The sequence below is a fragment of the Belnapia rosea genome (assembly GCF_900101615.1).
In the GTDB taxonomy this organism is placed as follows: Bacteria; Pseudomonadota; Alphaproteobacteria; order Acetobacterales; family Acetobacteraceae; genus Belnapia; species Belnapia rosea.
In genome coordinates this window covers 146,963-168,938 of the sequence record NZ_FMZX01000002.1, presented here as the reverse complement: position 1 = coordinate 168,938, position 21,976 = coordinate 146,963, and the positions used below count along the sequence as shown (strand labels likewise).

Annotated in this window: 25 protein-coding genes and 1 tRNA gene; 15 read left to right on the top strand and 11 right to left on the bottom strand. The window is 70.1% G+C overall.

What is annotated here, in order from left to right; translation table 11 throughout:
* The first annotated feature begins 35 nt into the window (after positions 1-35).
* From BLR02_RS06960 to BLR02_RS06935, 6 genes are all read left to right on the top strand, one after another.
* Entirely contained in the window at positions 36-905 is an 870-nt protein-coding gene (locus BLR02_RS06960; RefSeq protein ID WP_090564653.1) for a LysR family transcriptional regulator, read from the top strand.
* 344 nt (positions 906-1,249) lie between these two features.
* Positions 1,250-2,476 carry an MFS transporter gene (locus tag BLR02_RS06955; RefSeq protein ID WP_090661915.1) on the top strand — a complete coding sequence of 409 codons (1,227 nt, stop codon included), beginning with the start codon at positions 1,250-1,252 and terminating at the stop codon, positions 2,474-2,476.
* Positions 2,477-2,492: 16 nt separating this feature from the next.
* Positions 2,493-3,140, top strand: coding sequence for a trimeric intracellular cation channel family protein (locus BLR02_RS06950; RefSeq protein WP_090564658.1), 648 nt, complete (start codon positions 2,493-2,495; stop codon positions 3,138-3,140).
* A gap of 52 nt (positions 3,141-3,192) precedes the next feature.
* On the top strand, positions 3,193-4,167 hold the full coding sequence (locus BLR02_RS06945; protein WP_090564660.1) for a Bug family tripartite tricarboxylate transporter substrate binding protein: 975 nt from the start codon (positions 3,193-3,195) through the stop codon (positions 4,165-4,167).
* Between the two features lies 1 nt (position 4,168).
* Positions 4,169-5,140 carry a Bug family tripartite tricarboxylate transporter substrate binding protein gene (locus tag BLR02_RS06940; protein ID WP_176849414.1) on the top strand — a complete coding sequence of 324 codons (972 nt, stop codon included), beginning with the start codon at positions 4,169-4,171 and terminating at the stop codon, positions 5,138-5,140.
* Between the two features lie 31 nt (positions 5,141-5,171).
* Complete coding sequence (locus tag BLR02_RS06935; protein WP_176849413.1) at positions 5,172-6,140, top strand: Bug family tripartite tricarboxylate transporter substrate binding protein; 969 nt, start codon at positions 5,172-5,174, stop codon at positions 6,138-6,140.
* A 4-nt stretch (positions 6,141-6,144) separates the two neighbouring features.
* Here BLR02_RS06935 and BLR02_RS06930 read toward each other — a convergent pair whose 3' ends face one another.
* From BLR02_RS06930 to BLR02_RS06910, 5 genes are read right to left on the bottom strand one after another with little or no spacing between them, the layout of a single operon-like run.
* Positions 6,145-7,008, bottom strand: a complete 864-nt coding sequence (locus BLR02_RS06930; RefSeq protein WP_090661910.1) for a (Fe-S)-binding protein — start codon at positions 7,006-7,008, stop codon at positions 6,145-6,147.
* On the bottom strand, positions 6,999-7,406 hold the full coding sequence (locus BLR02_RS06925) for a 4Fe-4S dicluster domain-containing protein (protein ID WP_090564669.1): 408 nt from the start codon (positions 7,404-7,406) through the stop codon (positions 6,999-7,001). Before BLR02_RS06925 ends, BLR02_RS06930 begins: the two co-directional genes overlap by 10 nt.
* A 50-nt stretch (positions 7,407-7,456) precedes the next feature.
* The gene (locus BLR02_RS06920; RefSeq protein WP_090661909.1) at positions 7,457-8,764 is read right to left on the bottom strand and encodes a dicarboxylate/amino acid:cation symporter; all 1,308 of its coding nucleotides are present in this window, start codon (positions 8,762-8,764) and stop codon (positions 7,457-7,459) included.
* 14 nt (positions 8,765-8,778) lie between these two features.
* Entirely contained in the window at positions 8,779-9,879 is a 1,101-nt protein-coding gene (locus BLR02_RS06915) for an alanine racemase (RefSeq protein ID WP_090661906.1), read from the bottom strand.
* Positions 9,876-11,000: a pyridoxal-phosphate dependent enzyme gene (locus BLR02_RS06910; RefSeq protein WP_090661903.1), complete on the bottom strand. Its 1,125-nt coding sequence runs from the start codon at positions 10,998-11,000 to the stop codon at positions 9,876-9,878. Before BLR02_RS06910 ends, BLR02_RS06915 begins: the two co-directional genes overlap by 4 nt.
* Positions 11,001-11,045: 45 nt before the next feature.
* On the opposite strand from BLR02_RS06910, the gene BLR02_RS06905 reads away from it, so the two are divergent.
* Together BLR02_RS06905 and BLR02_RS06900 are read left to right on the top strand one after the other, a co-directional pair.
* Positions 11,046-12,143: a M20/M25/M40 family metallo-hydrolase gene (locus BLR02_RS06905; RefSeq protein WP_090564676.1), complete on the top strand. Its 1,098-nt coding sequence runs from the start codon at positions 11,046-11,048 to the stop codon at positions 12,141-12,143.
* A gap of 85 nt (positions 12,144-12,228) precedes the next feature.
* Positions 12,229-12,834 (top strand): glycine zipper family protein, encoded by a 606-nt coding sequence (locus BLR02_RS06900; RefSeq protein WP_090661900.1) that lies wholly within the window; start codon positions 12,229-12,231, stop codon positions 12,832-12,834.
* A 21-nt stretch (positions 12,835-12,855) separates the two neighbouring features.
* Here BLR02_RS06900 and BLR02_RS06895 read toward each other — a convergent pair whose 3' ends face one another.
* On the bottom strand, positions 12,856-13,908 hold the full coding sequence (locus BLR02_RS06895; RefSeq protein ID WP_090661897.1) for a Bug family tripartite tricarboxylate transporter substrate binding protein: 1,053 nt from the start codon (positions 13,906-13,908) through the stop codon (positions 12,856-12,858).
* Positions 13,909-13,981: 73 nt separating this feature from the next.
* Between BLR02_RS06895 and phbB the strand changes: the two genes are divergently transcribed.
* The 4 genes from phbB to BLR02_RS06875 all read left to right on the top strand — a co-directional run bounded on the left by phbB (position 13,982) and on the right by BLR02_RS06875 (position 16,359).
* The gene (gene phbB / locus BLR02_RS06890) at positions 13,982-14,704 is read left to right on the top strand and encodes an acetoacetyl-CoA reductase (protein ID WP_090564682.1); all 723 of its coding nucleotides are present in this window, start codon (positions 13,982-13,984) and stop codon (positions 14,702-14,704) included.
* A gap of 82 nt (positions 14,705-14,786) precedes the next feature.
* Positions 14,787-15,029 carry a hypothetical protein gene (locus tag BLR02_RS06885; protein ID WP_218127883.1) on the top strand — a complete coding sequence of 81 codons (243 nt, stop codon included), beginning with the start codon at positions 14,787-14,789 and terminating at the stop codon, positions 15,027-15,029.
* Positions 15,030-15,097: 68 nt separating this feature from the next.
* On the top strand, positions 15,098-15,748 hold the full coding sequence (locus tag BLR02_RS06880) for a YciI family protein (protein WP_245704665.1): 651 nt from the start codon (positions 15,098-15,100) through the stop codon (positions 15,746-15,748).
* A complete protein-coding gene (locus BLR02_RS06875) occupies positions 15,745-16,359 on the top strand; it encodes a GDSL-type esterase/lipase family protein (protein ID WP_218127438.1) in 615 nt (204 codons plus the stop codon). The genes BLR02_RS06880 and BLR02_RS06875 overlap by 4 nt, the downstream gene beginning before the upstream one ends.
* Before the next feature lie 100 nt (positions 16,360-16,459).
* Here BLR02_RS06875 and BLR02_RS06870 read toward each other — a convergent pair whose 3' ends face one another.
* Entirely contained in the window at positions 16,460-16,801 is a 342-nt protein-coding gene (locus tag BLR02_RS06870; protein ID WP_090661894.1) for a phage holin family protein, read from the bottom strand.
* Positions 16,802-16,867: 66 nt separating this feature from the next.
* On the opposite strand from BLR02_RS06870, the gene yddG reads away from it, so the two are divergent.
* Positions 16,868-17,707, top strand: coding sequence for an aromatic amino acid exporter YddG (gene yddG, locus BLR02_RS06865; RefSeq protein WP_245704664.1), 840 nt, complete (start codon positions 16,868-16,870; stop codon positions 17,705-17,707).
* 75 nt (positions 17,708-17,782) lie between these two features.
* Here the strand turns inward: yddG and BLR02_RS06860 are convergent, their stop codons facing one another.
* Positions 17,783-18,595 carry an aspartate dehydrogenase gene (locus BLR02_RS06860; RefSeq protein ID WP_090564690.1) on the bottom strand — a complete coding sequence of 271 codons (813 nt, stop codon included), beginning with the start codon at positions 18,593-18,595 and terminating at the stop codon, positions 17,783-17,785.
* Positions 18,596-18,710: 115 nt separating this feature from the next.
* On the opposite strand from BLR02_RS06860, the gene BLR02_RS06855 reads away from it, so the two are divergent.
* Positions 18,711-19,067, top strand: a complete 357-nt coding sequence (locus BLR02_RS06855) for a hypothetical protein (RefSeq protein WP_090564693.1) — start codon at positions 18,711-18,713, stop codon at positions 19,065-19,067.
* A 19-nt stretch (positions 19,068-19,086) separates the two neighbouring features.
* Here BLR02_RS06855 and BLR02_RS06850 read toward each other — a convergent pair whose 3' ends face one another.
* The 3 genes from BLR02_RS06850 to BLR02_RS06840 form a co-directional block, all read right to left on the bottom strand.
* A complete protein-coding gene (locus tag BLR02_RS06850) occupies positions 19,087-19,872 on the bottom strand; it encodes an SDR family oxidoreductase (RefSeq protein ID WP_090661888.1) in 786 nt (261 codons plus the stop codon).
* A 68-nt stretch (positions 19,873-19,940) separates the two neighbouring features.
* Positions 19,941-20,013: transfer RNA gene (locus BLR02_RS06845), tRNA-His, on the bottom strand.
* A gap of 47 nt (positions 20,014-20,060) precedes the next feature.
* A complete protein-coding gene (locus BLR02_RS06840; protein WP_090661881.1) occupies positions 20,061-21,257 on the bottom strand; it encodes an aminotransferase in 1,197 nt (398 codons plus the stop codon).
* Positions 21,258-21,584: 327 nt separating this feature from the next.
* Here BLR02_RS06840 and BLR02_RS06835 point away from each other — a divergent pair, with 327 nt between their 5' ends.
* Positions 21,585-21,923 (top strand): P-II family nitrogen regulator, encoded by a 339-nt coding sequence (locus BLR02_RS06835; protein ID WP_090564699.1) that lies wholly within the window; start codon positions 21,585-21,587, stop codon positions 21,921-21,923.
* Positions 21,924-21,976 lie beyond the last annotated feature (53 nt).

Below are 21,976 nucleotides of genomic sequence, written 5' to 3'. Positions count from 1 at the left end.
TTGAAGCGCCGCATGGGCTGAGGGATGCTTGGCCCATGCGCATTCCCGACCTCGATCTCGACCTGCTCCGCTGCTTCGTCGCCGTGGCGGAGCGGGGCGGCTTCACCGCTGCCGGCGCGGCGCTTGGCCTGACCCAGTCCGCCGTCAGCCTGAAGGTGAAGCGGCTGGAGGAGGTCGTGCAGCGCCGGGTGCTGGAGCGCACCAGCCGCAGCGTCGTGCTGACGCGTGATGGCGAGACCCTTCTCGCCTATGCCAGGCGCATCCTGGCGCTGAACGACGAGGCGGTACGGCGGATGATCGCGCCACCGGTCTCCGGGCGGCTCAGGCTCGGTGTCGCCGACCATTTCGTGCCGCGCAACCTGGCGCCGCTGCTGGCCCGCTTCGCCCGCACCTTTCCGGAAGTGGCCCTGGAGGTCGAGGTTGGCCGCAGCCACGAGTTGCGGGCCGCCCAGGAACGCGGCGCGCTCGACCTGGTGCTCGGCAAGCGGCGGGATGGCGAAACCGAAGGCCGACCGATCTGGACCGAGGCCGTGGTCTGGGTCGCCGCCCCGGATTGGGCGGCGCCGACCGGCCGCCCCTTGCCTCTGGCCATGCTTCCGGCTGGCTGCATGTTCCGCGATCGGGCCCTGGCGGCGCTGGCCCGGGCCGGGATGGCCTTCGAGGTGGTTTATGTCTCGGCCAGCCTGCTTGGCGTCGCGGCCGCGGCCCAGGCCGGCTTCGCGCTGAGCGTGCTCGGCCGCAGCGGCCTGCCGCCGGGGCTGGTGGAAGTGCCGGGCCTGCCCACGCTTGGCACTGCCGAGATGTGTGTCTTCGGCGATGCCGCCGGGCAGAACCCGCTGGCCGAACCGCTGATCCGCTTCATTCGCGAGAGCCTGGAAGGGCCGGACCTCGCGGCGGCGGCCTGAGCTAGGGCACCATCGCGGCCGCATTGAGCAGCCCGACCGCCACTGCCACCGCTACCTTCAGTGCCGCTGTCGCCATCTCCCCCCGCTCGATCGCCACACGCCATTCCGGCAGCATCGACCCGCCGCTCGAGTTGCGGCAGAGCTGCTCGGCATCCGGCCGGCCCTGGGCCCGCGCCTCCTGGCATTCCGCCGAGCTGCCACCGCAGGCGACAGGCCGAAAGCGAGGCCGCCCCCGAGCAGGACAAGGCCGATGCCGGTTGCGCGGCGCATGGCACGAGGCTAACCCGGAAGGGCCGGACACTGCCAGCGCCCGAAGGCGCGGCGACAACGATCGGGGCCCAACCATGACCCGCCTGCCACAACCCGAAGCCGGCGCCGCCGGTGGCCGAGACATGCGCATCGTCGCGCTGATCGGCACCGGGCATTTCCTGTCGCATTTCTACATGCTCTGCCTGCCGCCGCTCTTCCTCGCCTGGCGGGCGGAATTCGATGTTTCCTACGCCGCCCTCGGCCTCACCGTCGCGCTGATGAGCGGCACCACGGCGGTGCTGCAGACACCGGTCGGCTTCTGGGTGGACCGCTGGGGGGCACGACCCTTCCTGATCGGCGGCACGCTGCTGATGGCGCTGTCCGTCTCCGCCATGGCCTTCGCCCCGGTCTTCTGGATGATCCTGCCCCTCGCGGTGCTCTCGGGCATCGGCAACAGCGTCATCCACCCGGCCGACTACGCCATCATGACCGGCAGCGTCAGCAAGTCCTTCATCGGCCGGGCCTTCGCGCTGCACACCTTCACCGGCAACCTTGGCTTCGCCCTCGCCCCGCCGGTCATCGCCCTGCTGCTCGGCGTGATGGACTGGCGCGGCGCGCTGCTGACCGTTGGCCTGCTCGGCGTGCCGGTGGTCGTGGCGATCCTGCTGCAGAGCGGCGTGCTGCGCGACCAGGCAAAGCCGCGGGCGGCGGAGGCGGCCTCCAGCCACGAGGTGCTGCTGTCGCGGCCGATGCTGCTCTTCTTCGCCTTCTTCCTGCTCTCCTCCATGGCTGGCTCGGGCGTGCAGGCCTGGCTGGTGACGGTGCTCGGCAAGCTCTGGGGCACGCCGGTGCTGGTCGCCTCCGGCGCGCTGACCGGCTACATGGTGGGTGCGACCTGCGGCACGCTGGTCGGCGGCTGGATCGCCGACAAGTCGAAGCGCAACCTGCTCGGCATGGTCACGGTGCTGACCCTCGTCGCCATGGCGCTGCTGCTCTCCCTTGGCCTAGTGCCGATGCCGGAGGTGCTGCTGCCGGTGGTCGCGGTGGTGGCGGGCCTGGCGCTCGGCACCTCCCGCACCCCGCGCGACGTGATGCTGAAGGATGCCTGCCCGCCCGGCCAGGTCGGCAAGGTCTTCGGCTTCGTCTCCGCCGGGCTGCCGCTCGGCTCGGCCATCACCCCGGTGCCGATCGGCCTGCTGATCGATGCCGGCTATCCGATGCTGGTGCTCCCGGTGGTGGCCGGGCTGCTCGGCCTCTCGTTGCTCTGCGCCGGCAGCGCGAAGGAGAGCGCCGCCCGAGGCCAGATGGTCGCGGCAGAATAGGCCGCGCCCCGGACCGATGAGCGGCGTCGAGGCCCTGTTGCGCTGGCTGGATCTGGCCGGCATCGCGGTCTTCGCTGCCTCGGGTGCGCTGGTCGCCTCGCGCAAGCAGCTCGATGCGGTGGGCTTCATCGTCATCGCCGCCGTCACCGGCTTCGGCGGCGGCACGGTGCGGGACCTCCTGCTGGGCCGCACCCCGGTCTTCTGGCTGCGGGACCCGGCGCTGCTCGCCGTCGCCAGCGCCGTCGCCGTGCTGGTCTTCTTCACCGCGCATCGCGTCGAGAACCGCTTTCGTGCCCTGCTCTGGGCCGATGCGGTAGGGCTCTCCCTGTTCGCGGTGCTGGGGGCGGAGATCGCGCTGATCGCCGGTGCCCCACCCTGGGCCGCGACGCTGCTCGGCGTTGCCACCGCCACCTTCGGGGGCGTGCTGCGGGACGTGATCTGCAACGAGATCCCGCTGCTGCTGCGGAAGGAGATCTATGCCCTCGCCGCCTTGGCCGGGGCCGCAACCTTCGTCCTGCTGCGCATGCAGGGCATCTGGCGCGACCCGGCACTGCTGGCGGGGATGGCGGCCTGCTTCTCCATCCGCGCCGCGGCGATCCTGCGCGGCTGGTCGCTGCCGGCCTATCGCGCCAGGCCGGGCCGGCACCACCCGGACCGGGATTGAGCGACGGGCGAAGCTCGGCCACTCTGCCTCCAACGAAAACGGAGGAGACGTCATGCGCCGTCGGAGCCTGCCCGCCCTGGGGGTCGCGCTTCTGGCCACCCCGGCCCTTGCCCAAGGGGGCAATCCGGGCGGTTACCCCGACCGCCCGATCCGCTTCATCGTGCCCTTCCCGGCCGGCGGCGCGACCGATATCTGGTCCCGCCTCATTGCCGAGGCGATGAGCGCCGATCTCGGCCAGCCCATCGTCATCGAGAACCGCAGCGGGGCCGGCGGCATGCTGGGGGCGGAGCTCGTCGCCAAGGGGCCGACCGATGGCTACACGCTGCTCTACACCATCAGCCCGCTGATCCAGTCGCCCGTGGTGTTCCGCCGCTGGCCCTACCAGCCGCTCGAGGATTTCGCGCCGATCGGCAAGGTCGGCACGACGCCGCTGCCCTTCTGCATCCGCCCCGAGATCCCGGCGAGGACCCTGGCCGAATTCGTGGCCTATGCGCGCGGCCGGGACCTGTCCTTCGGCTCCTACGCCACCGGCTCCTCCGGCCATGCCTTCGCCCAGCTCTTCTCCGATGCCGAGAAGCTCGGCATGACGCATATCGCCTATCGCGGCGAGGCGCCGATGCTGACCGACATCCTCGGCGGGCGCATCCAATGCGGCTTCCACAGCATGACCGCGTCCGGCGACCATATCCGCTCCGGGCGCTTGCGGCCGCTGGCCTGCCTTGGGCGGCGGCGCATCCCCTCCCTGCCGGAGCTGCCGACCTTCATCGAGCTGGGCTATCAGGACGAGTTCGCCATGTCCGGCTTCATCGGCCTCTTCGCCCCGGCCCGGGTGCCGGCCCCGATCCAGGCCCGGCTGGTCGAGAGCTTCGCCGGCGCCATGCGGCAGGAGGGCGTGCTGCGGCGGCTGCAGGAGATGGACACCCTCGCTGGCTACCTGCCGCCGGCCGAGTTCAAGGCCGAGATGGCCACCCAGCTGCAGCAATGGACGGCGCTGGCGACGGCGATGAACCTCACGGTGGATGGCTGAGATGCGCCGCCGTCACCTCCTCGCCGCGCTGCCCGTGCTGGCGGCGCCCGCCATGGTCCGGGCCCAGGGCAGCTACCCCGACCGGCCGATCCGCTTCATCGTGCCCTTCCCGCCCGGCGGCGGCACGGATACCTGGGCGCGCATCGCCGCCGATGCGATGACGCCGGAGCTCGGGCAGAGCATCATCATCGAGAATCGCGGCGGCGGCGGTGGGCTGATCGGCACCGAGGCGGCGGCCAAGATGCCGCCCGACGGCTATGCGCTGCTTTTCACCATCACCACCCATGTGCAGACCCCGGTGGTGATGAAGCGATTCCCCTATGACCCGGTGGCGGATTTCGCCCCCATCGGGCGGCTCGGCACCACCTCCATCCTGTTCTGCGTCGGGCCGCGGGTGCCGGCCGAGGTCACCACCATGGAGCAGTTCACCACCTGGGCCCGGGGCCGCGACCTCTCGCTCGGCTCCTACGCGCCCGGCTCCACCGGGCATGCCTTCGCCCTGATGCTGGCGGAGGAGGCGAAGCTTGAGATGACGCATGTCGCCTACCGGGGCGAGACGCCGATGCTGCAGGACATGCTGGCCGGCCAGGTGCATGGCGGCTTCCACAGCATGGCGGCGGCCGGCGAGATGATGAAGGCCGGCCGCATCCGCCCCCTGGCGAGCAGCGGCGAGGCGCGCGTGCCCTCCATGCAGCAGGTGCCGACGCTGAAGGAGCTCGGCTTCTCCAGCCGCTTCAGCTTCAGCGGCTTCTCCGGCCTGCTGGCTCCGGCGCGCACCCCTCAGCCGGTGCTCGACCGCTTGGTGGAGGCGTTCCGCATCGGCGCCGCCAAGCCGGAGACGCATCGCCGCCTGCTGGCGATCGACACCATCCCGAACTACCAAGACCCCGCCACCTTCAAGGCACAAATCGCCCGCAACCTGCGTGAATGGACCGAGATCGCCGAGCGCTTGAACCTCAGCATCGAGGGCTGACGAACCAAGGGAGGATGCAATGATACCACCGATGGGACGGCGTGGCGCACTCGTGGCCGCGGCAGTGGCCCTGGCCGGGCACGCGGCGGCGCAGGAGGCTTGGCCGACGCGGCCGCTGCGCATCATCGTGCCCTTCCCGGCCGGCGGCACCACGGACCTCCTGGCCAGGCTTTACGCCCAGCGGCTGACCGAGACGCTCGGCCAATCCGTCGTGGTCGAGAACAGGGGCGGCGGCGGCGGGTCGATCGGCGCCGATGTGGTCGCCAAGGCGGCGCCCGACGGCCATGTGCTGCTGTTCCACAACCTCACCTTCTGCACCACGACGGCGGCGCTGGAATTCGCCGGCCGCGCGCCGCACCGGATCGAGCAGGATTTCGCGCCGATCTCCATGGGCGCCAACGTGCCGATGATGCTGCTCGTCAACCCTGCCGTGCCGGCCCGGGACCTGCGGGAATTCGTCGCGGTGGCGAAGGAGAGGGGCAACCTGTTCTACGGCTCGACGGGGCCGGGCAGCACCATCAACCTGGTGGGCGAGGTGCTGAAGCGCGATGCGGGGATCCGCCTCGACCACATCCCCTTCCGCGGCGCGGCGCCCCTGGTGCAGGACCTGCTGGCCGGCCGCATCCAGTTCGGCGGCGACCAGCTCTCCTCCTCGCTGGCGAATATCCGGGCCGGGGCGCTGCGCCCGGTCGCCACCCTCGCCGCCCAGCGCGCAGCCGCCCTGCCGGAGGTGCCGACCGCCCGCGAGCAGGGCTATCCGAGCATCGAGCTGCTCGGCTGGAACGGGTTCTTCGCCCCCGCGGCGACGCCGGCGCCGGTCATCGCCCGGCTGCAGCAGGAGATCGCGGCCGCGGCCAGGCATCCCGACGTGGCGCTGCGGATCGCCGAGCTGGGAGCCGAGCCGGGCGGCAATTCGGCGGAGGAATTCGGCGCGGCGGTGCGGGCTCAGCTCGCCCAGGTACGGCCGCTGGTGGCCGAGTTGCGGATGCAGGTGGAGTAGCGTCTCAGACCGGCGGCGGCTTGCGCAACTCCGGCTCGACCAGCCGGGCGAAGGGCACCTCGCCGGCCGCCTCGACCAGCGCCTCGCCAAGGGCCGCGCGTGGGTCCGCGGCGTTGCGCATCGCCTTGTAGCCATCCTCCGCCTCCCAGCCGGCGCTCCAGGCGAGGAGATGGACCCAGTTCACCACCTTGACCGGATGGTTCTGCTCCAGCCCCACATTCTCGCGGTGGCAGGAATGGAAGATGGTGCAGAGCGTGTCCGCACCCGTCTCCGCCATGGCGGCGAGCGTCGCCCGCTGCGCATCGGCCAGCGCGCCGGGCACGCCGGGCACGCCGGGCACGCCGGTGAGAGAGGAGCACATATGCCCGGGCGCCCGATAGGGATGCTCCACCAGATCGAGCCCGGGGATGAGCCGCAGCAGGTCCGGCACCAACCCGTTCACCGGCACGCGGCCATGGAAGCCGAGATGGCCATGGAGCAGCACCCGCGCCGGTACGGGGCGCGTCAGCAGCGGCCGCAGCGCTTCCCGCCGCGCATGCAGCATCTCCGTCACATGCACCGTCTCGAAATTCGTCGGCGTCACCGGCGCCATGCTGTCCTGCATGTTCATGTGGCAGGAGGGGCACCAGGTGACGACGGTCTCCCGGCCGGTGGCGTTGAAGGCCTGGACGGTGCGGCGGGCCATGCCCTCGTTGATCCGGGCATTGGCGTCCTTCGGGCTGCCGCAGCAGCTCGCCGGGCCGCCGGTGGTCACCGCCTCGATGCCGACCGCCTCCAGCAGCCGGGTGGTGGCGCGGATGACCTCGCCATGGCGGGTCATGTTGCAGCCATACCAGAAGATGGCCCGCTCGCCGCTGCCTACAGCCATTGCGCCTGCTCCTCCTCAGTCAGGGTCAGGCGGGCAAAGGCCTTTACCTTGGGCGAGAATTGGGTGTCCTCCTTCACCGCGATCAGCGGTGCGTCGCCGAGCGCGCCCTTCGCCCGCCAGGTGGCGAGGCGCAGCATGAAGGCCGGGTCGATGCCCTCAGGGCAGGCGGGCGTGCAGACCCCGCTGCGGGTGCAGGCGGCGATCCAGGCCCGCGCCTCCGGCGTGCCGCTGCCGTCGCGCAGCACCTCCACCATGCCGGCGGCGACGGCACCCGGCTCGGCGTCCGCGACACCAGGCGCATAGGGCGTCATCGGGCAGGCGCGAACGCAGTCGCCACACGCGGTGCAGAGCGCGGCCAGGCGCGCACTCTCGTGGCGGATATGGTCGGCGAGGCTCATGCGGGGACACCTCCTGGCGAAGCCTCGCCCGGCAGCCCCCCGGCCGCAAGCTATTCCGCCGGGGCCCTGACCGGCGCGGCATCCTCCAGCGCATGAGTACTCGGCCCACGCGCCAACTCGGCCTGCAGCTGCGCCGTGTCGAGTTCGCTCTCCCAGCGGCTGACCGCGATGCAGGCGACGCCGTTGCCGACGAGGTTGGTCAGCGCTCGGCACTCACTCATGAACTTGTCGATGCCGACGAGGACCGCGAGTGCCGTGATCGGTATGTCCGGGATGACCGAGAGCGTCGCCGCCAGCGTCACGAAGCCGGCCCCCGTCACGCCCGAGGCGCCCTTCGAGGTCAGCATGGCGACCAGCAGGATGGTCAGCTCCTGCCCGAGGGTCAGTGGCGTGTTCGTCGCATAGGCGAGGAACATCGTCGCCAGCGTCATGTAGATATTGGTGCCGTCGAGGTTGAAGCTGTAGCCGAGCGGCACAGTGAGGCCGACCACATTGGGCGAGCATCCCAGGCGCTGCAGCTTCTGCATCAGCTGCGGCAGCACGCTCTCGCTGCTCGACGTGCCGAGGACGATCAGCAGCTCCTCACGGATATAGGCGATGAAGCGGAGGATGGAGAAGCCGCAGAAGCGGGCGATGGTGCCGAGCACCAGCAGCACGAAGAGGATGGAGGTGAGATAGAAGGTCGCTACCAGCTCGCCAAGCTGGAGCAGCGAGCCGATGCCATAGGCGCCGATGGTGAAGGCCATGGCGCCGAAGGCCCCGACAGGCGCCGCCCGGACGACGATCTTCACGACGCCGAAGAAGATGGCGCTCAGCCCGTCGATGGCATGCGTCGCAGCATCGCGCGCGCGCTCGGGCAGGGCGTTGATGGCGAAGCCGGTCAGCACCGCGAGCAGCAGCACCTGCAGCAGCTCACCCTGGGCGAAGGCACCGATGAAGGTATCGGGGATGATCGCCATGAAATGGCCAATCACGCTGTCCGACTGGGCGCGCTGCGCGTAGCCCTGAACGGCCTTGGCGTCGAGCTGGCTCGGGTCGATGTTGAAGCCGGAGCCGGTCTGGAAGACCTTCGCCACGATCAGCCCGAGGGCAAGGGCGAAGGTGGAGACCACCTCGAAATAGACCAGCGCCTTGACGCCGACGCGGCCGATCCGCCCGGCATCCTTCACGCTGGCAATGCCGTGGACCACGGTGCAGAACACCACCGGGGCGATCACCATCTTGATCAGCTTGATGAAGCCGTCGCCAAGCGGCTTCAGTGCCGCCCCCGCCTCCGGCCAGAGCACCCCGAAGGTGACGCCGAGGACGATGGCGATCAGCACCTGCACATAGAGCAAGGACAGCCAGCGCCTGGCCATGGTCACGATGCCTCCTACCAGCCGTTCACCCTGTCCCAAACCGCGATCACCTGCGCATTGCCGTCCACGACGTAGTAGCGGTCATGCGCCGCCGCGGTCAGGCAGCAGTGGTTCGGCGCGACCCGGAGGCGGGTGCCGAGCGGCAAGGCGGGCAAGGGCGCGTCGTTGCGGACCTCGCCATGCTCCTGATAGGCGCGGGCGACGATGGCCTCACCAAGGCTCGGCCGGCCGAGCCGGTCGAGCACCAGGCCGAAGCCGTAGTCGCGGGGCGCGGCCTGGGTGCTGCGGTCCTTGGACAGCGCTAGCGCGCCGGCATCGAGCAGCAGCGTGTTGCGTGCCTCGCTCCGGCCGATCACCGAGGCCAGCACGGTCAGCGCGATGTCCTCCACCGCATGGGTAGCGAGCTGGGCCTGGAACAGGTCGCCGAACATGTAGACGCCTGCCCGCACATCGGTGACGCCATCCATTCGCCTCGCATGCAAGGCGGTCGGGGAAGAGCCAAGCGAGACGATCCGCACGGGCAGCCCCGCAGCCCGCAGCCGGGCGGCGGCGGCGGTGATGCCGAGGCGCTCCGCCTCCGCCACCTCGGCCATCGCTTCCGGGCTGCGGCCGTTGTAGCTGTGGCCGGAATGGCTCAGCACGCCGGCGAGGCGCGGACCGAGCGCGGCGCCGATCGCCTCCAGCAACGGGTCCTCAGGCGCGATGCCGCCGCGCCCCTCCCCCACATCCACCTCGATCAGCGCCTCGATAGGCCCGGGGTGGAGGGCGATGGCGCGGGCCATATCGAGGTCGTCGGTGATGACCTTCACCGCTGCGCCCGCCTCGTTCAGCGCGGCGACGGCATCGAGCTTCGCCGGCACGATGCCGACGGCATAGATCTGGTCTCGCCAGCCGGCCTCGGCGAAGTAGCGTGCCTCCGCCAAGGTGCTGACCGTCACCGGGCCGAAATCCGGTGAGGCAAGACGCGCCACCTCGCGGCTCTTCGCGGTCTTCAAATGGGGCCGCAACACCAGGCCCGGGTGGCGGTCCACCGCCGCCTGCATCGCCGCAAGGTTCCGCCGCAGCAGGCCGAGATCGAGCACCAGGCAGGGGGTCGGCAGGTCATCGAGGGTCACAGCGCCACTCCCAGCAGTTCAGCGATGCGGGGCGTCGCCTTCAGCCCCGTACCGGTCAGCACCACTACGGTCCGCTCCTCCGGCCGGATCGTGCCGGTGCCGAGCAGCTTGGCGAAGGCCGCCGCCGCCTGGGCGCAGGTCGGCTCGACATAGATGCCGCTCCGCGCCAGGTCGAGCGTCGCGGCGGCGATCGCCTCCTCGCTCAGCATCACCGCCCCACCCTGGGTCTGGCGCAGCACGCCGATACATTCCGGCAGCCTGAGCGGCTGGGCGATCGCCGTGCCCTCGGCGATGGTCGGCCGCGCCGGCTCCGGGTCGAGGTCGAGGAAGGCGCGGGCGATGGGCGCGCAATTCGCCGGCTGGGCGGCGAAGATGCGCGGCAGCCGGTCGATGCTGCCGGCCCGCAGCAGCTCGCCGAAGCCGATGGCGCAGCCGAGGACGTTGGAGCCGGCGCCGCAGGGGATGATGACGTTGTCGGGCGCCTGGAAGCCGAGATCCTCCCAGAGCTCATAGGCGAGGGTCTTGGTGCCCTGGAGGAAATAGGGATGCCAGTTGTGGCTGGCGTAGAAGATGCTGGCCGCCTCGCGCAGCGCGGCATCGGCGCAGTCCTGGCGGTTGCCCGGCACCAGCTCGATCTCCGCCCCCGAGGCCCGGCTCTGCACCGTCTTCGCCGGCGAGGTGCTGGCGGGCACCATGATCTTCGCCCGCATGCCCCCGGCCGCGGCATAGGCGGCGATGGCCGCGCCGCCATTGCCGCTGCTGTCCTCCAGCACGGCGGTCACGCCCTCCGCCCGCAACAGGGAGAGCATGACGGAGGCGCCACGGTCCTTGAAGCTGCCGGTCGGCATGAACCATTCGCATTTCAGCAGCGCCTCGGCCCCGCCGATCCGCCGCGGCACCAGCGGGGTGCAGCCCTCGCCCATGGTGATCGGCTCCGCCTTCAGCGGAGGCAGCGCCGCGCGGTAGCGCCAGAGGCTCCGGGTCGAGCGGTCCACCTGCTCCCGCCCGATGCCGGGCAGGTCGGTCAGCAGCAGCGGTTCCTGGTTGTCCCCACACCAGCGGGGGGCGCCGAGCGGCCAGGTGCGGCCGGTGCGCGGGTCGAGATAGGCAAGGGCTTCCATGAGCGGAGACTTGCCCTTTCCCCCGCTCGCGGCAAGGCTTGGCGGATGACCCCCCTCCTGCGCCTCGCCGCCGACCTCGTCGCCATCGACAGCCGCTCCTCCGTCTCCAACCTCGCCATTGCCGAGCGGATCGAGGCGGAGCTCGCCGGCTTCGAGATCGAGCGGCTGGACTATGCCGATGCCCAGGGCGTGGCGAAGCGCGCCCTGGTCGCCCATCGCGGCCCGCCGGGCGGCCTCGCCCTTTCCGGCCATATGGATACGGTTCCGGAGACCGGCTGGACCGAGGACCCCTGGGCCCCTCGCCTCGAAGGCGGCATCCTCCATGGTCTCGGCAGCGTCGACATGAAGGGCGCGGTGGCCGCCTGCATCCTGGCGGCGAAGTCGGTACCGGAGGGGGCGCCGGCCACCCTCCTCATCACCACGGATGAGGAAACCACCAAAGCCGGTGCCCGGGCCATGGCCGGCAGCGCCCTGGCACGCTCCCTCGGCCTGCGGGGCATCATCGTCGCGGAGCCGACCGGGCTGGTGCCGGTGCGCGGCCACCGTTCCTCGGTCAACATCATCGCCCGTGCCCATGGGGTCCAGGCGCATTCCTCGGGCGCGGCCGGCCGCAACGCCAATTGGGCGCTGATCCCCTTCCTCATGGAGATGCGGGCGATCCATCTCCGCCTGCGCGAGGATCCGGCGCTGCACGATGCGGCCTACGATCCGCCCTTCACCGACTTCAACCTGGTGCTCGACAACCATGGCGCGGCGGTGAACGTCACAGTGCCGCTCGCCACCTGCCGCATCAAGTTCCGCGCCAGCCGCAGCCTCGACCGGGAGCCGATCCTGGCCGAGATCCGCGCCGCCGCGGCCCGGGCGGGGGTGGAGCTGGACATGGCCGCCGAGGGGCAGGCGCCGGAACTTGCCGAAGACCACCCGCTGGTGCGGCAGGCCGCGAGTCTCTCGGGCCAGGCCCCCCGCACCGCGGCCTTCGGCACCGATGCCTCGGAGCTGCAGGCCCTCGCACCCTGCGTCGTCCTCGGGCCGGGTTCGATCGAGACCGCGCATACGCCGCGGGAATGCGTGGAGGTCAGAGCGCTGGAAGCCGCCATGCCGCTTTTCGCCCGGCTGTTGGTGGAGGGCTCACGAGAGGCTTAACGCACTGACATGCAACGATAGGGCGACTTTCCACCGGCCGCGCCCTATATCCCGGATGATGGTTCCTTTGCGAAGAAGAGCCGAGATGATACCCGCACGCGCCTATATCGCGCTGATCCTCCCGCTGTCCCTCGCCGCCTGTGCCGTGGCGCCGCCGACAGGCCCCAGCTTTTACGCCATGCCGGCCAAGGGCAAGGACATGGCGCAGTTCCAGGGTGAGGATCTCAACTGCCGGAACTACGCGCAGGCCTCGATCGGCGGCACCACCCCTGCCCAGGCCTCCAACCAGGCGGCGGTGGGCAGCGCCGTGGTCGGCACCGCCCTGGGCGCCACAGCCGGCGCGCTGCTCGGTGCGGCGGGCGGAGCAGCAGGGACCGGGGCAGCGGTCGGCGCCGGTGCCGGGTTGCTGACCGGATCGGCCATCGGCGCCAACAATGCCCAGACCTCCAGCGGCAACCTGCAAGGCCGCTACGACGTGGCCTACGCCCAGTGCATGACCAGCGCCGGCAACACGGTGCAGGCGCCACCGCCGGCCATCGCCGCCTATCCGGTGCCGGCTTATGGCTATGCCGTGCCCTATGCCTACCCCGCCTATCCCTATTGGGGACCGAGCGTCTCCTTCGGCGTCTATGGCGGACGTGGCTACTGGGGCCGCCCCTGGGGCCATCCCTATGGCTGGCGCCGCTGGTAGCGCGCCGGCCGGGGCCGCTCCCTATTCGAGCTTGATATCGAGTTCCTTCACCTTCCGCGCCCAGAAGGCGCTCTCCGCCTTCACCGCCTCGGCGAAGGCGGCCCGTGGCCGGTCCGGCGCCGGCTCCAGCCCGTCATGCTCCAGCCGGTCGAGGAATTTCGGCGTGGCGGAGGCGCGGCGAGCGGCAGCCTCCAGCCGGTCCATCACCTCGGCCGGCACGCCGACCGGGGCGAAGACGCCATGCCAGCCGGTGATGACCGCGCCGGGCAGCCCGGCCTCGGTGAGGGTGGGCACCTCCGGCAGGGCGGCGATGCGCCGCTCCCCCGTCACCGCGATGGCACGTAGCTTGCCCTCCCGCACCAGGGCGAGGGCCGGCGGGGGCGAGGAGAAATTCATCGTCACCCGTCCCGCCACCACATCCAGCAGCGCCGGCGCCGTGCCGCGATAGGGCACGTGCTCCATCCCGATGCCCGCGGCTTCGGAGAAGAGAACCCCCGCCAGGTGGTTGGCATTGCCGACGCCGCCCGAGGAATAGGTCAGATCCCCCTTCGGTTGCTTCCGGATATAGGCCAGCAACTCGCCCAGGTTACGCGCCGGGACGTCGGGATGCACCACCAGCACGTATTGGTAGGAGGAAACCTGCGCCACCGGCTGCAGCGCCGTCGTCAGTTCCACCCGGTCGCCCCTCTGCAGATGCGGGTTCACCACGATATTGGTCGAGACGGCGAAGAGCAGCGTCGTCGCATCGGGCCGCGACCGTGCCACGCTGACCGAGCCGACATGCCCCGCTGCGCCACCGCGATTGTCGACCACCACCGTCTGCCCGATCTCGGGGGCGAAGACCTGGGCGAATTCCCGCCCGGTGATGTCGGTGCCGCCGCCCGCGGCATAGGGCACGACGATGGTCACCGCACGTGCCGTCTGGGCCATGGCAGGGCGGGCCAGACCGGCCGTGCCGAGGCCAAGCATCAGGCGGCGACGGGTGATGGCAGGACAAGGCATGGCGGCTCTCCGGTTCCGGTCGGGCATGCCGATGCGGTTAGCCCCGGCCAGCCAGCGGGGCAATGGCGCCATCCTGTCATTCCCGCTTGATCCTGCAGCCCAATCCGCGTTGACCTAGGACCGCATCCAAAAGGGGAGGAAGATCATGAGTCGGGTTGCATTGGTTACCGGTGGTCAACGCGGCATCGGCGCAGCCATCAGTGAGGGGCTGCAGGCGGCTGGCCGCACCGTCGTCGCCAGCTATGCCGGCAACGATGCCGCGGCCGCCGCCTTCACGGAACGCACCGGCATCCGCTGCTACAAATTCGACGTCTCGGATTTCACCGCCTGCACCGAAGCGGTGGAGCGGATCGAGGCCGAGGTGGGACCGATCGACATCCTGGTGAACAATGCCGGCATCACCCGCGACGGCACGATGAAGCGCATGACCCGCGAGATGTGGGACAGCGTGATCGATACCAATCTCGGCTCCTGCTACAACATGGCGAAACTGGTCTGGGATGGCATGACGGCGCGGAAGTTCGGCCGCATCGTCAATATCGGCTCGATCAACGGCCAAGCCGGCCAGTATGGCCAGGTGAACTACGCCGCGGCGAAATCCGGCATCCATGGCTTCACCAAGGCCCTGGCGCAGGAAGGTGCGCGCGTCTCCATCACCGTCAACGCCATCGCCCCGGGCTATGTCGATACCGAGATGGTGCGCGCGGTGCCGGCAGATGTGCTCGAGAAGATCATCGCGCGCATTCCGCGCGGCCGGCTCGGCACCGCCCAGGACATCGCCCGCGGCGTCGTCTTCCTCACCGCGGACGATGCGGATTTCATCACCGGCTCGACTCTGTCCATCAATGGCGGCCAGCACATGTACTGACGCGCCACGACATCGCAGGCAGCGGCAGGGAACACCTGCCGCTGCCATCCGTTCAGGGCGTCTCCACCCACGGGGAAAAGCCATGAGCAACAAGCACAATACCGGCCCCGACAATCAGGGCGATGGCCGCAGCATCGACACCCCGCGCCCACCGGATGACCTGGAGCGCAATCCGGGCATCGGCGCCTCGAAGGGAGTCTTCTCCCGCACCAGTGCCGATCCGGAAGAGATCGAGGGCGCCAACACCGTCGAGGGCGATGTGATGAATGATGTCAGCCCCTCCGGCGCCGTTTCGCCCAACCGGCGCGGCCGCACCAACCGATAGCCGCAACGCATAGCCATCTGGCCATCCCGCGCCGCCCGAGCCATGCTCGGGCATGGGAGGGCTTGATCATGGGCTATGCAATCCTGGCATTCGACGGCGATGATGAGGCGGCCCTGTCCCGCCGCATGACCGCGCGCGACCGGCATCTCGATGTCATCACATCCTGGGCCGCCGATGGGAGGCTCGCACTCGGGGTGCCGCTCTTCACAGCAGCCGGCCGCCCAGCCGGCTCGCTGATGGTGCTGGACGTGCCGGACCAGGCTGGGCTCGACGCCTACCTGGCCGCCGAGCCGTTCAATCACGAGGGTGTCTGGCAACGGGTAGCGACCTACCCTTTCCGCATCGCTCCCCTGCCCTACAGGCCGCTGCCGCAGCCCGGCGCGCCGACCGCGAGCGCGCCGACCCATACTGTCATCCTCGCCCTGGACGGACGGGATGCGGATGCCGAGCTACGCCGCCTCGCCGTGCGTGGCGCGCATATGGAGCGTGTCCGCCCGGCCGCCGAGGACGGCACCCTGGCTCTCGGCGGCGCCATCCTCGATTGGCCGGATGGGCGCATGATCGGCTCCATCGCCGTCATCGCCCGGCCGGACGAAGCCTCGGCCCGCGCCTGGATGGCCGACGATCCTTATGTCACCGGCGGGGTCTGGCAGGAGATTACCCTCTACCCCACCCGCTTCGCTCCCCTGCCCTACCGCCCCCTGCCAGGCGCCGCATGAGCCACGACCTGCGGATCTGCTTCGTCGGCGACAGCTTTACCGCCGGTGTCGGCGATGAGACGGCGCTCGGCTATGTCGGCCGCATCACCGCCGCTGCCTGGCACCGGGGCGTTGCCACCACCGCCTACAATCTTGGCGTCCGGCGCGACACCAGCGCCGAAATCCGCCGCCGTGCGGAGGCGGAGGTGCTGGCACGGCTGCTCGCCGCCAGCGGTGACACGCATGCCGTGGTCTTCTGCTTCGGCGCCAATGACGTGACCTTCGAGGATGGCATGCCGCGCGTGCCGCTTGAGGCGACCCTCGACAATGCTGCGGCGCTGCTCGGCTGGTCGGCGGCGCGCTGGACGACGCTGATGCTGGGGCCCCCGCCAGCGCTGCACGACGCAGCGCATGACACGCGCACCGCTGCCCTCTCGCCGGAGCTCGCGGCGGTGGCGCATGCGGTGCAGGTGCCGTTCCTGCCGCTGCACGGGCCGCTCTCGGCCCAGGCCGCCTGGCGGCACGGTGCCGCACGGGGCGACGGCATCCATCCGGACGCCGCCGGCTATGCCGCGATGGCCGCACTGATCGAGGCCTGGGCGCCCTGGCGGGTACTGACGGGCGGCGGTTAGGGCAGCTTCCGACCGGATAAGGGGTATCCGGTCGGAGTAAACTGCTCAGCCGAACAGTCCGGCACAGCGCTTTCCACGAGCAATGGGGACGGAAGCTGCCTTACGGCCCGGTGAAGATCCGCGCCGCCGCCCAGCTCACCAGCGAGACGACGACCGAGCCGAGCACGGCCGGCCAGAAACCCTCCACCCGGAAACCCGGCAGCAGCGCCGCCGTCAGGCCGAGCATCGCCGCATTGATGACCAGCAGGAAGAGGCCGAGGGTCAGGATCGTCAGCGGCAAGGACAGCAGCACCAGCACCGGGCGCACCACCGCATTCACCAGGCCGAAGATCAGCGCCGCCAGCAACAGGCTCCCGAAGCTTCGCACCGAGATGCCCGCGACGAGTTGCGTCGCCGCCCAGAGGGCGAAGGCGGTGATCAAGAGGTGGGCCAGGAATCCCATCAGGGCGTCTCCGCAAATGCTGCGCGACAGCATATGGTGGTGGCGCCGTTCGGGAACCCACTCAATTTGTCGAACAGGGATACGCTTGCCGGCTGTGCCGCCCTGGCGCTCTGGGCCTTTCTCGCGCCGCTCGCGCGTCTTGCCCTGCCATTGCCGCCGCTGCTGCTGACCGCGCTCGGCTTCGCCGCCGGCGGGTTGCTTGGTCTCATTGTGGTTGCGGCACGCGGACGGCTCGCCCTGTTGCGTCAGCCGCCGCTGGCCTGGCTGCATGGCGTGGGCGGTCTCGCCGGTTTCCATGCGCTGTACTTCGCCGCGCTCGCCCTGGCGCCGCCGGTCGAGGCGAATCTGCTGAACTATACCTGGCCGCTGTTGATCGTGCTGCTCTCGGCACCGCTGCGCGGCCTGCCGCTCGGGCCGCGGCGGCTGCTCGGCGTGGCGCTCGGCGCGGCCGGAGCAGCCCTGCTGCTCGCCGGCGGCGCACGATTTCCGGCGGAGGCGCTGGCCGGCTTTGCCTGTGCCATCGCAGCAGCCTTCACCTGGGCGCTCTACTCCGTCCTGGCTGGCCGCCTCGCCCGCGTGCCGACCGAGGCGGTGGCCGGCTTCTGCCTCGCCTCCGCCGCGCTGACATTCGTGGCCCACCTGGCCTGGGAGTCGGCGGCAATGCCGGGGCCACGGCAATGGCTGGCGGTGCTGCTGCTCGGCCTCGGGCCGATGGGTGCCGCCTTCTTCCTCTGGGATATCGGCATGAAGCGCGGCGATCCGCGCCTGCTCGGCACGCTCGGCTATGCGACGCCGGTCGCCTCCACCTTGCTGCTCATTGCCCTTGGGGAGGGCGCCTTCACCTGGCAGGTCGCTGCGGCGACCGCGCTGGTCGCCGGCGGCGGGGTATTGGCGGCGCGGGCCTGAGGCGTTTCCGTTCGCACTGGCTCTGTTTATCCCCTCCGTTCGCGGGCAAACCCCACGAACGGAAGGGGCAGGACACTAGCTGCCGACCTTCAAGGTACTGGTCAGCCCGCGCAGGCAGGCCAGGATGGAAAGCGGGGTGATCTTGCCGGTGCGCGGATTCTCCTCGCTCGGCACGTTCTCGATCGTCATGGTCAGCCGCGCGGCCGCTGCTTCGACGCGGATCGTGTGGGTGTTGCGTGTCACGCCCGGATCGCCCCAGATCTCCACCATGGTACGCTCCGGCCCGATGCCGGCGAGCGCCAGCGCCGCTGCCACATTCACATTGGCAGGAAAGCCGCGCGCGGCATCGAAGGCATTGCCTTTGAAGACCAGGCGCGGCGCAGTCAGCCCAAGCACCTCGATCCCGTTCTCGACCAGATAGGGCGCGCCCTCGAGGCCGCGCGGGGGCTTCCGCGTCTCGATGGTGACGCTCGTCACCGGGCCCTCGGCCGCCGCGCGGACCGCATCCAGCCCGAGCAGCGCACCGGTCGGCACGATGATGCGCGCACCGGTCTCCCGCGCACGATCCAGCAGATGCATCCGGGGCAGCAGTGCGCCGACGCTGCTGGGGACGAAGATGCGTCCGCGGGCGATGGCGGATTCGGCGATAGTTTCAAAGACGGCCGCCGGCGCCGCCTCGACCACCACATCGGCATGTTCGGCCAGATCGGCCAGGGCGACGAGGGCTGGCGGGTTGCGGAACCCGGCGATGGTCTGCCGCGCCTTGTCCTGGTCCCGCGCGGCGACGGCGGTGAGGCGCAGCCCCTCCACCCCCGCATCCAGGGCCCGGGCCAGGTGCCCGCCGATGGCCCCCAACCCGCCGATCGCCACCCGCAAGCTGTCTGCCATGACGTCACCTTTCCTTGCCGGCTGTCACCGCGCTGTAGCGGAAGCGAGAGCGATACGGAACCCACGGGTGCTTTGCGCTTTAGGCGGAATGACCACACTGAAGGAGCAAGTTGCAATGAAGACCTCCCGCCTGCTGAATGGCCTTGCCGCCACCGCCCTGCTCGCCGGCCTGGCCGCCTGCAGCAGCGGCCCGCGTGACGGCACCGCCAGCAACCCGCCGAGCACCGCGCTGCAGCGCGCCTATGACCGGGCGACCGACAGCCCGCGCACCTCGGCCGATGGCCGCGGCAACAACCCGAGCGGCACCGCGGCGGAGCGGACGCTGGACCGCGCGGCGGGCACCAACACCTCCGGCGCCTATCCGCGGCAATCCGATGGCCGGCCGGGCAACCCGCCTGGCACCGCGGCGGAGCGGGCCTATGACCGCACCACCGGCTCCAACGCCTCCGGCGCCTACCCGCAGAACCGGTAAGGCGCACGGTGGGCGCGGCTCAGACCACCGGGCTGCGCCCGCCATCCACGTTGATGGCGGTGCCTGTCACATAACCTCCCACCTGACTGCAGAGGTAGACGGCGAGGCCCGCGAATTCCTCCGGTTTGCCGAGGCGGCCAACGGGCACCGGTTTGCCCATCTCCTCCTTCCATTCCTCCCAGGTGATGTTGCGCTTGTCGGCCGCGTGGCGGCGGACCCATTGGTCGCTCTCGATGATCCCGACCAGCATCGCGTTCACCAGGATGTTGTGCTTCGCCCCCTCATTGGCCTGAACCTTGGTCAGTGCCATGCCGGCCGCTCGGGTGACGGCGGTGGGTGCCCCCTCGGCCGGCGGCGCCTTGGCGCCGATGTTCAACACATTGATGATCCGCCCCCAGCGCCGCGCCTGCATGCCCGGCCAGGCAAGCCGCGCCAGGCGGATGGCCGCGAAGAGCTTCAGGTCGAGGTCGTTCTGCCAGAGTTCGTCACTGACGCTTGGGAAGGGCCCGCGCTGGCTGGTGCCGGCATTGTTGACAAGGATGTCGACCTGGCCAAGCGCCTGCTCGGCGGCAGCGAAGGCAGCGTTGCAGCCCTCAGCGGTAGCGATGTCGGCGGCGATGGCGGCGACCTTGGCGGCCGGTGCTGCGGCGCGGATCTCCGCCTCGGCCTGCGCCAGCGCCTCCTGGCCCCGGGCGACGATCGCCACATGGCCGCCCGCTTCGGAGAAGGCCCGCGCCATGGCAAGGCCCAGCCCCTTGGAGCCGCCGGTAATGAGCGCGACGCGGCCGCCGAGCGTCAGTTGCATGGATGGTTCCCCCCGATTTCGATCGGGGCGCATCCTGCGCCAATGAGGAGACAGGGAAAAGAAGGATGGGCGACCTACGGGGCTCGAACCCGTGACATTCGGCACCACAAGCCGACGCTCTGCCAGCTGAGCTAAGGCCGCCACACAATCCCGCCGCGGCTGGCACCACGACGGGGCAGGACATAGGGCTAGCCGGCCACTGCCGTCAACTGCCGGCCGCCACGTCCCTCCATCCAAATGCGCATCCGCTCCAGTGCCGCATCGATCACCGCCTCGCCCTTGCAGAAGGCGAAGCGGGCATAGTGGTTCGGCGCGTCGGCGCTGGCGTAGAAGGCCGTCACCGGAATCGCCGTGACCTTCGCCTCCTCGGTCAGCAGCCGGCAGAAGGCCACATCGTCCCCGTTGAAGCCCAGCGGGCGGAAATCGGTGGTGATGAAATAGCTGCCCTTGGTCGGCAGCACGCCGAAGCCAAGCGCCGCCAGCCCCTCAGCCAGCCGGTCCCGCCGGGCCTGGAGGCTGGTGGAGAGGCCATCGAAATAGGCATCGTCCTTCATCAGCCCGACCGCCACGCCGCGCTGCAGGTTGGGCGGTGTGGTGAAGGTCAGGTTCTGGTGAGCCTTGGCGACGTTCGAGGCCAGCGTCCGGTCGCAGGTGATGTAGCCCACCTTCCAGCCGGTCAGGCTGAAGGTCTTGCCGGCGCTGCCGATGCGCATGCAGCGCTCCCGCATGCCCGGCAGGGTCATCAGCGGGATGTGCTTCCAGCCATCGAAGGTCAGGTGCTCATAGACCTCGTCGCAGATGGCGTAGCAGTCGTGCCGGGCGATCAGCTCGGCGATGAAAGCCAGCTCGGCGGCAGTGAAGACCTTGCCGGTCGGGTTCATCGGCGTGTTGAACAGGATCGCCTTGGTCTTCGGCCCGAAGGCCGCGGCCAGCTCGGCCCGCGGCAACTCCCATTTCGGCGGCGAGAGGCGGACCAATCGGGGGATTGCCCCCAGCATCCGCACCACCGGCAGGTAGGTGTCGTAGAGCGGCTCGATGAGGACGCATTCGTCACCCGGGTTCAGCACCGCCATCAGGCAGGCCGTGATGGCCTCGGTAGCGCCGGAGGTGACGATGACCTCGGCATTCGGATCCGCCTCGATGCCGTAGAAGCGCCGGTTATGAGCCGAGACCGCCGCGCGCAATTCCGGCACGCCGGTCAGGGGCGGGTACTGGTTGCGGCCATCCTTCAGCGCCGCGGCGGCAGCCTCGATGACATCGTCCGGCCCATCGTAGTCGGGGAAGCCCTGGCCGAGATTGATCGCACCATGCTGCACGGCCAGCGCGCTCATCACCGTGAAGATGGTGGTGCCGGTGGCCGACAGCAGATCGTTCTGGGGCTTCATTCGCCCATGCCCTTCCAAGCCGTATGCGATGCGGGCGCCAGTGCCGGGCATCCCCGGGCGGCAGGCCCATCGCCCATCTTACCCGTCACGAGGCCCAGGCGGCAAATGCTGGCTTTATGGGCACTTTGCTGCAAAGAAGGGCGTCTCTGGTCGCGAAACCGCCTGAAACCCTGGACACGGCCGATTGAACCGGTGGCACGGGCCGTGCAAAACATCCCGCACGGCGATGGCGCAACGGGTGTCCGCCGATGGGGAATGCCAGGCCGGAGAGGTTCGGGGTCGGGGTCCCCGCCGGGACCAAACACGCTGGAACGCAAAGCGGAGCCGATGAAAAAGATCGAGGCCATCATCAAGCCCTTCAAGCTCGACGAGGTGAAGGACGCCCTGCACGAGATCGGTCTGCAGGGCCTGACCGTCGTCGAGGCCAAGGGCTTCGGACGCCAGAAGGGCCATACGGAACTCTACCGCGGGGCCGAATACGTCGTCGACTTCCTGCCCAAGGTGAAGATCGAGGTGGTCTGCACCGACGATCTGGTGGACCGCGCCGTCGAGGCGATCTCCCAGGCGGCCCGCACCGGCCGGATCGGCGACGGCAAGATCTTCATCTCCGAGATCCAGGAGGTGATCCGCATCCGCACCGGCGAACGGGGCGACGACGCGGTCTAGTCATTCACGGCACTCATGCAGGATTCCGGATTTCGCGAAGGGCCGGAATGGTG

Excerpts from the sequence above, each read along its gene's own strand:
- BLR02_RS06900 (WP_090661900.1), top strand. The coding sequence starts at position 12,229 with ATGATACCCGCACGCGCCTATATCGCGCTGATCCTCCCGCTGTCCCTC.
- BLR02_RS06880 (WP_245704665.1), top strand. The coding sequence starts at position 15,098 with ATGGGCTATGCAATCCTGGCATTCGACGGCGATGATGAGGCGGCCCTG.
- BLR02_RS06930 (WP_090661910.1), bottom strand. The coding sequence starts at position 7,008 with ATGGCTGTAGGCAGCGGCGAGCGGGCCATCTTCTGGTATGGCTGCAAC.
- BLR02_RS06895 (WP_090661897.1), bottom strand. The coding sequence starts at position 13,908 with ATGGCGCCATTGCCCCGCTGGCTGGCCGGGGCTAACCGCATCGGCATG.
- phbB (WP_090564682.1), top strand. The coding sequence starts at position 13,982 with ATGAGTCGGGTTGCATTGGTTACCGGTGGTCAACGCGGCATCGGCGCA.
- BLR02_RS06850 (WP_090661888.1), bottom strand. The coding sequence starts at position 19,872 with ATGCAACTGACGCTCGGCGGCCGCGTCGCGCTCATTACCGGCGGCTCC.
- BLR02_RS06955 (WP_090661915.1), top strand. The coding sequence starts at position 1,250 with ATGACCCGCCTGCCACAACCCGAAGCCGGCGCCGCCGGTGGCCGAGAC.
- BLR02_RS06940 (WP_176849414.1), top strand. The coding sequence starts at position 4,169 with ATGCGCCGCCGTCACCTCCTCGCCGCGCTGCCCGTGCTGGCGGCGCCC.
- BLR02_RS06925 (WP_090564669.1), bottom strand. The coding sequence starts at position 7,406 with ATGAGCCTCGCCGACCATATCCGCCACGAGAGTGCGCGCCTGGCCGCG.
- BLR02_RS06840 (WP_090661881.1), bottom strand. The coding sequence starts at position 21,257 with ATGAAGCCCCAGAACGATCTGCTGTCGGCCACCGGCACCACCATCTTC.
- BLR02_RS06860 (WP_090564690.1), bottom strand. The coding sequence starts at position 18,595 with ATGGCAGACAGCTTGCGGGTGGCGATCGGCGGGTTGGGGGCCATCGGC.
- BLR02_RS06945 (WP_090564660.1), top strand. The coding sequence starts at position 3,193 with ATGCGCCGTCGGAGCCTGCCCGCCCTGGGGGTCGCGCTTCTGGCCACC.
- BLR02_RS06960 (WP_090564653.1), top strand. The coding sequence starts at position 36 with ATGCGCATTCCCGACCTCGATCTCGACCTGCTCCGCTGCTTCGTCGCC.
- BLR02_RS06950 (WP_090564658.1), top strand. The coding sequence starts at position 2,493 with ATGAGCGGCGTCGAGGCCCTGTTGCGCTGGCTGGATCTGGCCGGCATC.
- BLR02_RS06910 (WP_090661903.1), bottom strand. The coding sequence starts at position 11,000 with ATGGAAGCCCTTGCCTATCTCGACCCGCGCACCGGCCGCACCTGGCCG.
- BLR02_RS06855 (WP_090564693.1), top strand. The coding sequence starts at position 18,711 with ATGAAGACCTCCCGCCTGCTGAATGGCCTTGCCGCCACCGCCCTGCTC.
- BLR02_RS06920 (WP_090661909.1), bottom strand. The coding sequence starts at position 8,764 with ATGGCCAGGCGCTGGCTGTCCTTGCTCTATGTGCAGGTGCTGATCGCC.
- BLR02_RS06875 (WP_218127438.1), top strand. The coding sequence starts at position 15,745 with ATGAGCCACGACCTGCGGATCTGCTTCGTCGGCGACAGCTTTACCGCC.
- BLR02_RS06905 (WP_090564676.1), top strand. The coding sequence starts at position 11,046 with ATGACCCCCCTCCTGCGCCTCGCCGCCGACCTCGTCGCCATCGACAGC.
- BLR02_RS06885 (WP_218127883.1), top strand. The coding sequence starts at position 14,787 with ATGAGCAACAAGCACAATACCGGCCCCGACAATCAGGGCGATGGCCGC.
- BLR02_RS06935 (WP_176849413.1), top strand. The coding sequence starts at position 5,172 with ATGGGACGGCGTGGCGCACTCGTGGCCGCGGCAGTGGCCCTGGCCGGG.
- BLR02_RS06835 (WP_090564699.1), top strand. The coding sequence starts at position 21,585 with ATGAAAAAGATCGAGGCCATCATCAAGCCCTTCAAGCTCGACGAGGTG.
- BLR02_RS06870 (WP_090661894.1), bottom strand. The coding sequence starts at position 16,801 with ATGGGATTCCTGGCCCACCTCTTGATCACCGCCTTCGCCCTCTGGGCG.